Here is a 10,345-nt window from a genome sequence, read left to right on the forward strand (position 1 = left end):
ATCCTGATCGGTCACCACCACGATATCCTTGGGAACATCGATCTCCTGCAAGGCCCGAAAAAGGGTCTGGGAAGTGCGGCGGCGGTGGGTGCCGTCGGGCATGACCACCAGCAGGTCGAGATCGCTGTCCGGTCCCATGCGGCCCTGGGCCGCCGAACCGAAGAGGATGATGCGCAACGGATGCACGGCCGCGACGATCCGGCTCACCACATCACCAATCAGCGTGGTCAAACCGGCACCCGCAACCGTTTCGGCATTCGATTCGGGAAAAAGGGCGTTCTCTTCCATGGCTTCGGCACCTCGTCCGGGCTTGACCGCGACTGTTGCGGCGGGAGGCGTTGCACCGCATGATGGTACAAACAACAGGATGGTATCAGGAAAGCAATCACCGTGACCACCTTGAAACGCATCCCCGACAGACAGTCCCGCAACGACCCGTTGCCGAAGGAGCGTCAGTCCGGGCTCGAAGCAGGCTTGGGACCGGCATCACCGGGGGAAAGCGAACACTCCCCCCTTCCGTGCGAACTCGTGCGTCAATTGGAAATCGCCGAGCAGATCATGGCGGCAGAGCGGGATATTTTACGCAGACTGGCGGAATAAGCGTCACCCATTGTTCCGGCAGGCAACACCCCCTCCGGACACCCTAATCCTCTGACTTTCAATATGTTATCTTCTAAGTATCAAAAAAAGGAAATGTTCTGTCCCTTGACGTTTCCTTTTATCGTAGCCGTTCACCGTATCGAGCGGCACGATCGTGCCAGCGGCAAAAGGCAACGTCCCAGGGGTGCCCCCTGGACCCCAGGGGGTTGGAAGTCAACGGCCAAAGGAAACGTCCCAGGGGTGCCCCCTGGACCCCAGGGGGTTGGAAGTCAACGGCCAAAGGAAACGTCCCAGGGCGCTGCCCTGGACCCGCCGGGGGGGATAATCCCCCCCGGACCCCCGTATTTTTCGCCCTTGCGACCACGCAATGCGCTTGACGCCCGAGACACTTCCTGCCAATCTAGCACGTTTCGGGGACGCCGGCGCGTGGCGTTCCCGTGGTCATCCCTGCGTCGTCTCCCCCTCGGGGACGCGGAATCGAACTACATGATGCATATTACCCTTCCCGACGGCTCCCGCAAGGAGTTTCCCCAGAGCGTGACGGCCCGTGACGTGGCCCTGTCCATCGGTGCGCGGCTGGCCGCCGCCGCCATCGCCGCCAAGGTCAACGACAAACTCGTCGATCTCGACACCACCCTCCCCGACGGCGCCCAACTGGCCATCATCACCCCGTCAAGCCCGGAAGGGCTGGAGATTCTGCGCCACTCCACCAGCCATCTCATGGCCCAGGCGGTCAAGGAGCTTTTCCCCACCGCGCAGGTGACCATCGGTCCCGCCGTGGAAAACGGCTTCTATTACGATTTCCACTACGAACGCCCCTTCACCACCCAGGATCTGGAAACCATCGAAGAGCGCATGCGCGCCATCGCCGCCCGCAACGAAACGGTGCGCCGTAAAGAGATGCCACGGGACGACGCGGTGGCCTACTTCACCGGCCTCGGCGAACTCTTCAAGGCCGAAATCATCCGCGAAATCCCCGCCGATCAAGTGATCTCCCTCTACGAACAGGGCAGCTTCACCGATCTCTGTCGAGGTCCGCATGTGCCCGCCACCGGTCATCTGAAAGCCTTCCGCCTGCTGCGCGTGGCCGGGGCCTACTGGCGCGGCGACGCCCGCAACCCCCAGTTGCAGCGCATCTACGGCACCGCCTGGCCCGACGAAAAAGCCCTGAAAGCCTACCTCACCTTCCTCGAAGAGGCGGAACGCCGCGACCACCGCCGTCTGGGCAAAGAGCTGAACCTCTTCTCCATCCAGGACGAAGCGGGCGGCGGACTGGTCTTCTGGCATCCCATGGGCTCCCGCATCCGCCGGGTCATCGAGGATTTCTGGAAAGACCGCCACGTCGCCGCCGGCTACGAGTTCCTGCACACCCCCCATCTGGCCAACCTCGACCTGTGGCGCACCTCGGGCCACTGCGACTTCTACGCCGAGTCGATGTTTAAGCCCCTGAAGGTGGATGAGCAGCTCTACCAGGTGCGACCCATGAACTGCCCCTTCCACATCCTGGTCTACAAGGATCAGCTCCGTTCCCATCGGGAGCTGCCGCTACGCTGGGCCGAACTGGGCACCGTCTACCGCTACGAGATGTCCGGGGCGCTGCACGGCCTCTTCCGGGTGCGCGGCTTCACCCAGGACGACGCCCATATCTTCTGCCGCGAAGAGCAGATCGAGGAGGAAATCTCCGCCATTCTCGATCTGACCCTCGATATCCTGAAGACTTACGGCTTCAACGATTTCGACATCTATCTCTCCACCCGGCCCGAAAAAGCGGTCGGCTCGGAAGAGATCTGGAGCCGGGCCACCTCCGCGCTGCGCACCGCCATCGGCCATCACCACCTCACCTACGTCGAAGACGTGGGCGGCGGCGCCTTCTACGGCCCCAAAATCGATGTCAAAATCACCGACGCCATCGGTCGCAAATGGCAGTGTTCCACCATCCAGCTCGATTTCAATCTGCCGGAACGCTTCGATATGACCTATATCGGAGAGGACGGGGCCAAACACCGCCCCATCATGATCCATCGCGCCCTGATGGGCTCGCTGGAGCGCTTCTTCGGCGTGCTGCTGGAACACTACGTCGGTCAGTTCCCCCTGTGGCTGGCTCCGGTGCAGGCGGTGGTGGCGACCATCACCGAGAACCAGAACGACTGGGCCCGGGAGATCGCCCGGCAGGCCCGCGTCAAAGGGTTGCGCGTCGAAGCGGACTTGCGCAACGAGAAGGTCGGCTTCAAAATTCGCGAACATACATTGAAAAAAGTCCCCTACTTTCTCATCATTGGAGAGAGGGAAAAGGCTGACGGCAGCGTCAGTCTGCGTAACCGGGCCGGCGCGAATCTGGGTGTCTTCCCCCTGAACGAGGCGTTGGAACGGCTCCTGCAGGAAGCCCACACCCGCGCCAGCGTCGCGGAATCACCAGCCACAGAAGGAGGCCACCATAAATAAGCTTGTCACCAAGGATCGGGGACAGACACCTCCCCCGAGCAGCGACACCACCCGCATCAACGAACAGATCCGGGTGCCCGAAGTGCGCCTGATCGACGAAAATTCCCAGCAGATCGGCATCGTGCCCCGCTTCGAAGCCCTGGCCAGGGCTCAGGACGTGGGACTCGACCTGGTGGAGGTGGCTCCCGAAGCCCGGCCCCCGGTCTGCAAGATCATGGACTACACCAAGTTCCGCTATCAAAAGTCCATTCGGGAACGTCAGGCGCGCCGTAACCAGGTGCGTATCGAAATCAAGGAGATCAAGTTCCGTCCGGGAACCGATACCCACGATTTCGAAGTCAAGCTGCGGGCCATTCGCAAGTTTCTGGAAGCGGGCAACAAGGTCAAATGCACCTTGCGCTTTCGCGGTCGGGAGATGGCGCATCAGGAGTTGGGCATGGCCCTGCTGGAGCGCATTGAGAAAGATCTTGGTGAAGTGGCCAAGGTGGAGCAAACCCCGAAGCTGCTCGGGCGGCAGATGACGATGGTGATCGCACCCACCGCCGCCGCCAAGAAAAAGAGCGAGACCCCCTCCGGTGGCAAACGCTCCGTGGATGAGGATATCGATCTCGATAATATCGATATCGGCGAAATAATCGATGATGACGATGATGATGACGACGAGGAGGAGTAGATCATGCCGAAAATAAAGACTCACAAGGGAGCCGCCAAGCGCTTCAGCGCCACCGGTTCCGGCAAGCTGAAGCGCAACAAGGCCAACCACCGCCATATTCTCACCAAGAAGTCGATGAACCGCAAACGCAACCTGCGGGATGCCGGTCTGGTTTCGGCTGCGGATGAGGGTCTGATCCGCCAGATGCTGCCCAATTTGTAAGATTTGGTTTTGTAACCGAGTCGCGGTAGGCGCGGATGACCTGACACCGAGGGCAATCCCGCCGTATTCATTCTGCACCCATAAGGAGGAGACTTCATGTCTCGAGTGAAACGTGGTGTGACCCGTCATGCGCGTCACAAGAAGATTCTGGATCTGGCCAAGGGTTACGAAGGCCGCAATGGGAGTTGTTTCCGCATCGCTTTGCAAAAGGTCGAGAAGGGGCTGCAATACGCCTATCGCGACCGCAAAGCCCGCAAGCGCGAATTTCGCGCGCTGTGGATCGTGCGCATCAACGCGGCCGCGCGGGAGCATGGTCTCTCCTACAGCCAGTTCATCAACGGCCTGAGCAAGTTGAGCCTGGAGATCGACCGCAAGATCCTCGCCGATCTGGCGGTGCGGGAGCCGGGCGACTTCGCCGCCCTGGTGGAACGCGCCAAGGGCGCCCTGGCTGCCGCGTAAGCGGGTATCTGCCTGGGCGGGCGCGGCTGTCAGGGGGTTTTTCGACGGTTTTTCGCCAAAGCTCTCCAGGACACTGTTTGCCATTCCCGCATGGGCGGAGGAATTGACCTCCGCCCATGCGGCGAAGCCCTCCCCGCATCCCCGCTTTTTCGATACTTCATGCCCCCCGGACTTGCGAAGCATGCGTCACCAATTGGAATTGCTGGATCAGGAAGCCGATCGCGCCATTGCGGCAGCCACCCGCCTGGAAGAACTGGAAGAGGTGCGTCTGCACTTCATGGGCCGCAAGGGATTGTTGACCTCGCTGCTGCGCGGCCTGGGGCAACTCTCCCCGGAAGAGCGCAAAGAGGTGGGCGCCCTGGCCAACCGCATCAAGGAGAGCTTCGAGGAGCGATTCGCCGTGCGACTGGCCCGACTCAAGGAGGCGGCCATCGGCCAGAAACTGCAGGCCGAACGCCTGGATGTGACCCTGCCGGGTCGCAGCCGCTTCGCCGGCGGACTGCATCCCATGACCCAGGCCATGGAGGAGATCGGGGCCATTTTCCTGCGTCTGGGCTTCGAAGTGGCCACCGGACCGGAGGTGGAGGAGGACTGGTACAATTTCGAAGCCCTCAACATCCCCCCCGACCACCCCGCCCGGGAGATGCACGACACCTTCTATCTGGCCGAAGGCGACGAGAGCGGCAAACCCCGCCTGCTGCGCACCCACACCTCCCCGGTGCAAATCCGGGTGATGAAGGAGCGCCAACCGCCCCTGCGGGTCATCGCGCCGGGCCGGGTCTTCCGTTGCGACTCCGACCTGACCCATACCCCGATGTTCCACCAGGTGGAGGGGTTCATGGTGGACACGGCGGTCCATTTCGGGGAGTTGAAAGGGCTGCTGGCCCTGTTCCTGCGGCAGTTCTTCGCCCGGGAACTGCCGGTGCGCTTCCGCCCCTCCTTCTTTCCCTTCACCGAGCCTTCCGCCGAGGCGGACATGGGCTGTCTCTTCTGTGACCATCGCGGCTGCCGGGTCTGCAAGGGCACCGGCTGGATCGAAGTGCTGGGCTGCGGCATGATCCATCCCAACGTGTTGCGAAACGTCGGCATCGACCGGGAACGCTATTCGGGCTTCGCCTTCGGCATGGGGGTGGAACGCCTGGCCATGCTGAAATACGGCATCGACGACCTGCGCACCTTCTTCGACAACGACGTGCGTTTCCTGCGGGCCAACAGCGGCAACGCCGTGCGGGGAGGCAAACTCTCATGAAATTCAGCCACTCCTGGTTGCGGCAACACCTGGATATCGAGTTGAGCCCGACGGCCATCGGCGACATTCTCACCATGTCGGGGCTGGAGCTGGAACGTCTGCAGGATCTGGGTGCGGGATTGCACGGCGTGGTGGTGGCGCAACTGCTGTCGGTGGATCGCCATCCCGGCGCGGACCGGCTCACCCTGTGTCAGGTGCGGGTGGGCGAGGAGACGCTGCCGGTGGTCTGCGGAGCCAGCAACCATCGGGCGGGCAACAAGGTGGCCCTGGCGCGTGTCGGCGCGGTGCTGCCGGGCGGACATCCCATCCGGGAGGCCAAAATCCGTGGCGAGGTCTCCAAGGGCATGCTCTGCTCGGAAGTGGAGCTGGGGCTGGCCGCCAGCGCGGCGGGCGTGCTGATCCTGCCGCCGGAGGCTCCGGAAGGCATGGAGCTGGCCGCCTGGCTGGGACGCAAGGACCACGTTTACGAAGTCAACGTCACCCCCAATCGCGGCGACTGCCTCGGTGTGCGGGGTATCGCCCGGGATCTGGGCGCGGTGCTGGACAAACCGCTGCTGCCCCTGGAGAGCCGGGTGCGGGAGAATCCCGCGGTCAACGACCGTCACCCGGTGGCGGTGCGCATCGACTTCGCCAAGGGCTGCCCGCGTTACACCGGTCGCGTCATCGCCGGGGTGAAGGTGGCCCCCTCCCCGCCCTGGCTGGTGCAGCAACTGGAGCTGGCGGGCATTCGCAGCATCAACAACGTGGTCGATGTGACCAACTACGTCATGCTGGAGCTGGGACAGCCGCTGCACGCCTTCGATCTGGCGCGGCTGGCCCCGCCGATCGTGGTGCGCAAAGCCGCCGAAGGGGAGATCCTCGTCACCCTGGACGAGGTGAGCCGCACCCTGAGCGGCGAGATGACCCTGATCGCCGATGCGCGGCGGGTGCTGGCCCTGGCCGGCATCATGGGCGGCCAGGAGAGCGGCGTGGAGGAGAACACCAACGACCTCTTCCTGGAATCGGCCTTTTTCGACCCCATCGTCACCGCCCGCACCGGGCGGCGCCTGGGAGTGTTGTCCGAATCGCGCCATCGTTTCGACCGGGGCACCGATCCCCTGGGGCTGCGTCTGGCCCTCGACCGGGCCACCCGTCTGATCCAGGAGCTGGCCGGCGGCGAAGCGGGCGTGGCCGTCGAGGTGGATGCCGGCACCTGGCAGCCTGCGGCGGCGATTCCCTTCCGTCCCGAACGGGCCAATCGTCTGGGGGGGTTGTCGCTGGACCAGGCCACCCAATCGGCCATGCTGGAGCGGCTGGGCTGCATCAAGCAGGATCGGGGCGCAGAAGGACTCTTCTTCCAACCGCCGAGCCATCGTCACGATCTGCGTCAGGAGGAGGATCTGGTGGAGGAGATCGTGCGCCTGTACGGTTACGACCGGGTTCCCCCGGTTCTGCCCGCCGGCGCCATGGCCACCCCCGCCCCCGCCACGGCGGTCACCACCATTCAGCAAAAGGCCCGGCAACTGCTGGTGGGCCTTGGCTATCTGGAAAACGTCAACTACGCCTTCGTTTCTCCCGCCCTGGCCACCCTGTTCGATGCGGAGGCCCCGCAAACGGCCCTGCGTCTGGCCAATCCCCTCTCGGATGAGCAGAGTCTGCTGCGCACCACCGTGGTGGCCGGGCTTGCCGACGCGGCGCGACGCAACATCAGTCGCGGCAACACCTCGTTGCGCCTCTTCGAGACGGGGCGCATCTTCCGGCGGCAGGAGCGGCAACCCCGTGAAGAGGAGCGTCTGGCGGGCCTGCTGTGCGGCTCCCGCCTGGGACGCAACTGGCATACGGCGGATGCCCCCGTCGATTTCTTCGATCTCAAGGGGGATGTGGAGGCCCTGCTGATGGCGCTGGGTCACGAAGGCTGCCGTTTCCTGCCCCAGGGACCGGCCTTTCTGCATCCGGGGCGCGCGGCCACCATTCAGAGCCGGGTGGGCGGGTGTACCCTGGGCTGGCTGGGCGAGCTGCATCCGGCGTGGCGGGAAAAACTCGACGTGGACCTGCCCCTGCTGCTCTTCGAACTGGACGTGGCCGCGCTGACCGAGGGCAAACGCATCTCCACCTCCCCCGCGCCCAGCCGTTTTCAGGCTTCGGTGCGGGATTACGCCCTGAAGGTGCCCCGCGAGGTGGCGGCCCAGTCGCTGCTCGACGCCATTCAGGGACTGGCCCCGGATTTGATTCGCAAGGTGACCCTTTTCGACCTCTACCAGGGGCCCCATCTGCCGGAAGGATTCAAGGGCTTCGGGGTGGAAGTGGTCTATCAGGCGCAGGATCGCACCCTGACGGAGGCGGAAACCCAGGAGTTGGGTCGGCAGATGCTCGACCATTTGCGGCAGACCTTCGCGGTCAGCCTCAGAGATGGTTGACGCTGCAGCCTTTTTCCTTTATCTGCAAGTATCTGTCCGGGAATACGGGGGGGATAATCCCCCCCCGGCGGATCCAGGGCAGCGCCCCAAGATTTTTTGACTTTCAATATTTTATCTTTTAAGTATCAAAAAAAGAAAATGTTCTATCCTTTGACTTTTTTATTGTATATTTTGATTTTCCATAATTCTTTCGAAGAAGCGTCTCGAAGCCCTATAAAAGGACAACAGGTTTTCAATAAATAACAACGAACAAAGTCAAAGGACAGAACATTTTCTTTTTTTGATACTTAAAAGATAAAATATTAAAAGGCAGATAATTTTTACTCCCACTCAAGGAATCTGGGATCGCCCGTGCTGATTCTGCTCACCAATGACGACGGCGTCTTCTCCCCGGCCTTCTCGGAGCTGGTGCAGGTGTTCGCCTCCTTCGGACGGGTTGTGGTAGTGGCGCCGGATCGGGATCGCAGCGGCACCTCCCACGCCATTCTGCGGGAGCCGCCCCCCCGCCTTCAGGAAGAGGGCCCCGGCGTCTTCTCCTGCAGCGGCACCCCCGCCGACTGCGTCATCCAGGCCCTGAACAAACTGGGCTCCAACCGGCCCGATCTGGTCATCGCGGGCATCAACCACGGGGCCAACCTGAGCGAGGACATCACCTATTCCGGAACCGTCGGCGCCGCCCTGGAAGCCACTCTCAACGGCATTCCCGCCATCGCCGTCTCCCTGGCGGGACGGGAAGCCCCCTGGCACTACGACAGCGCCGGCCGCATCACTGCCATGATGGCCAAACTCTGGGAGAAACGTCCCCTGCCGGTGGGCACCTTCCTCAACATCAACGTGCCCAACGTGCCCTTTTTCGCCTTGAAACCCCCACTGGTCACCCGGCAGGGTCGTCTGCCCAATACCAATCGCGGCTTGAGCCTCTCCCCCCTGTGGAACCCGGTCTCGCCGCGCGAGCTGCCGGAAGCGCCGGAAGATCATCAGGCGGTGGCGCTGGGCCATCCCTCGGTGACGCCGCTGCTCGCCGACCTGACCCAGCGCCGCGCTCTGGACAACCTCGGGGAGTGGCCATGCTTCCGCTGACGCCCCGCTCGACCACTCCGGCCAACCGCTCCCTGGAGCGCATGGTGCGGGAGCAGTTGGAAGGTCGCGGCATTCGCGACGCGCGGGTTCTGGAGGTCATGCGGGATCTGCAACGCCATCTGTTCGTGGACGAGGCCCTGGCGGAACGCTCCTACAGCGACGCCACCCTGCCCATCGGCGAGGGGCAGACCCTCTCCCAGCCCTACACCGTGGCCCGCATGACCGAAGCCCTGCTGCTGAAAGGCAACGAAGAGGTGCTGGAGATCGGCACCGGATCGGGCTATCAAACCGCGGTGCTGGCCCGGTTGTGCAGCAAGGTCTTCACCATCGAACGGCTGGAATCCCTGGCGGACATCGCCCGCAAGCGTCTGCGCCGTCTGGGGGTCCACAACGTGGTTTACCGGGTGGGCGACGGCAGTCGGGGCTGGCCGGAGGCGCGTTTGTTCGAACGCATACTGGTTACGGCGGGAAGCCCGGAAGTGCCGCACCATCTGGCGGGCTCCCTGGCTCCGGGCGGGGTGCTGGTGGCCCCGGTGGGTGGGCGCGATCAGCAAACGCTGGTGCGATTGGAACGCACTCCGCAGAAGATTGTGGAAGAGACCCTGGAGCCCTGTCGTTTCGTACCGTTGATCGGGGCCCACGGCTGGTGATCAATCTTTTGACTTTCAATATTTAATCTTTTAACTATCAAAAAAAGAAAATGTTCTATCCTTTGACTTTTATATAATCCGTTCGAAGAACAGACTCGAAGACATATATAAAAACAACTGATTTTTCAATAAAAGAACAAAGTCAAAGGACAGAACATTTTCTTTTTTTGATAGTTAAAAGATTAAATATTGAAAGTCAAAGGATTACACATACCCTCCTCTGAAACGGATTTCGACGGGAGACCCGAAGATGAAAACACGCTTCCCTCTGGGCTGCCTGCTCCTCGCCGGCTTGACGGCGACGGGCTGCGCCCTCACCAATCCCTTTCAAAGCCAACCCGGTCGGGACGCCCCCCCGGTGCGCATCGCCAGCGGCCCACCCCTGGCCTGGAATCTGCCCCCTTCGGAACCCATCCGCCCCAGCAACGGCGGCGTCTACGAAGTCAAAGCCGGTGATACCCTCTGGGCCATCGCCCTGGTACACCAGGTCGACGTGGAAAGCCTGGCCCGTTGGAACAATATCCGGGATCCCGACCTGCTGTTCCTGGGCCAAACCCTGCGCTTGAGCCCCCCGCCGATAGTGGAAACCCCCACC

General features: G+C 62.5%; 11 protein-coding genes. 10 read left to right on the plus strand and 1 reads right to left on the minus strand.

Annotation, left to right across the window (positions count from 1 at the left end; genetic code table 11):
- The coding region (locus tag HQL56_14625; protein ID MBF0310755.1) for a nucleotidyltransferase domain-containing protein at positions 1 to 288 on the minus strand (288 nt) is incomplete at its 3' end.
- Positions 289 to 390: 102 nt separating this feature from the next.
- Here HQL56_14625 and HQL56_14630 point away from each other — a divergent pair.
- The 10 genes from HQL56_14630 to HQL56_14675 form a co-directional block, all read left to right on the plus strand.
- Entirely contained in the window at positions 391 to 600 is a 210-nt protein-coding gene (locus tag HQL56_14630; GenBank protein ID MBF0310756.1) for a hypothetical protein, read from the plus strand.
- A gap of 486 nt (positions 601 to 1,086) precedes the next feature.
- The gene (gene thrS, locus HQL56_14635) at positions 1,087 to 3,042 is read left to right on the plus strand and encodes a threonine--tRNA ligase (protein ID MBF0310757.1); all 1,956 of its coding nucleotides are present in this window, start codon (positions 1,087 to 1,089) and stop codon (positions 3,040 to 3,042) included.
- Positions 3,035 to 3,715, plus strand: coding sequence for a translation initiation factor IF-3 (locus tag HQL56_14640; GenBank protein MBF0310758.1), 681 nt, complete (start codon positions 3,035 to 3,037; stop codon positions 3,713 to 3,715). Before thrS ends, HQL56_14640 begins: the two co-directional genes overlap by 8 nt.
- Before the next feature lie 3 nt (positions 3,716 to 3,718).
- On the plus strand, positions 3,719 to 3,916 hold the full coding sequence (gene rpmI, locus HQL56_14645; protein MBF0310759.1) for a 50S ribosomal protein L35: 198 nt from the start codon (positions 3,719 to 3,721) through the stop codon (positions 3,914 to 3,916).
- Positions 3,917 to 4,012: 96 nt separating this feature from the next.
- The gene (gene rplT, locus HQL56_14650) at positions 4,013 to 4,375 is read left to right on the plus strand and encodes a 50S ribosomal protein L20 (protein MBF0310760.1); all 363 of its coding nucleotides are present in this window, start codon (positions 4,013 to 4,015) and stop codon (positions 4,373 to 4,375) included.
- Positions 4,376 to 4,556: 181 nt separating this feature from the next.
- Complete coding sequence (gene pheS, locus HQL56_14655; GenBank protein ID MBF0310761.1) at positions 4,557 to 5,624, plus strand: phenylalanine--tRNA ligase subunit alpha; 1,068 nt, start codon at positions 4,557 to 4,559, stop codon at positions 5,622 to 5,624.
- Positions 5,621 to 8,020 carry a phenylalanine--tRNA ligase subunit beta gene (locus HQL56_14660; GenBank protein ID MBF0310762.1) on the plus strand — a complete coding sequence of 800 codons (2,400 nt, stop codon included), beginning with the start codon at positions 5,621 to 5,623 and terminating at the stop codon, positions 8,018 to 8,020. The genes pheS and HQL56_14660 overlap by 4 nt, the downstream gene beginning before the upstream one ends.
- A gap of 351 nt (positions 8,021 to 8,371) precedes the next feature.
- Positions 8,372 to 9,100, plus strand: a complete 729-nt coding sequence (gene surE, locus HQL56_14665; protein MBF0310763.1) for a 5'/3'-nucleotidase SurE — start codon at positions 8,372 to 8,374, stop codon at positions 9,098 to 9,100.
- The gene (locus tag HQL56_14670) at positions 9,088 to 9,750 is read left to right on the plus strand and encodes a protein-L-isoaspartate(D-aspartate) O-methyltransferase (protein ID MBF0310764.1); all 663 of its coding nucleotides are present in this window, start codon (positions 9,088 to 9,090) and stop codon (positions 9,748 to 9,750) included. Before surE ends, HQL56_14670 begins: the two co-directional genes overlap by 13 nt.
- A gap of 250 nt (positions 9,751 to 10,000) precedes the next feature.
- Positions 10,001 to 10,345: LysM peptidoglycan-binding domain-containing protein (locus tag HQL56_14675; GenBank protein MBF0310765.1), on the plus strand; the 345-nt coding region annotated here is incomplete at its 3' end.

The sequence above is a fragment of the Magnetococcales bacterium genome (assembly GCA_015231925.1).
Lineage (GTDB): Bacteria > Pseudomonadota > Magnetococcia > Magnetococcales > JADGAQ01 > JADGAQ01.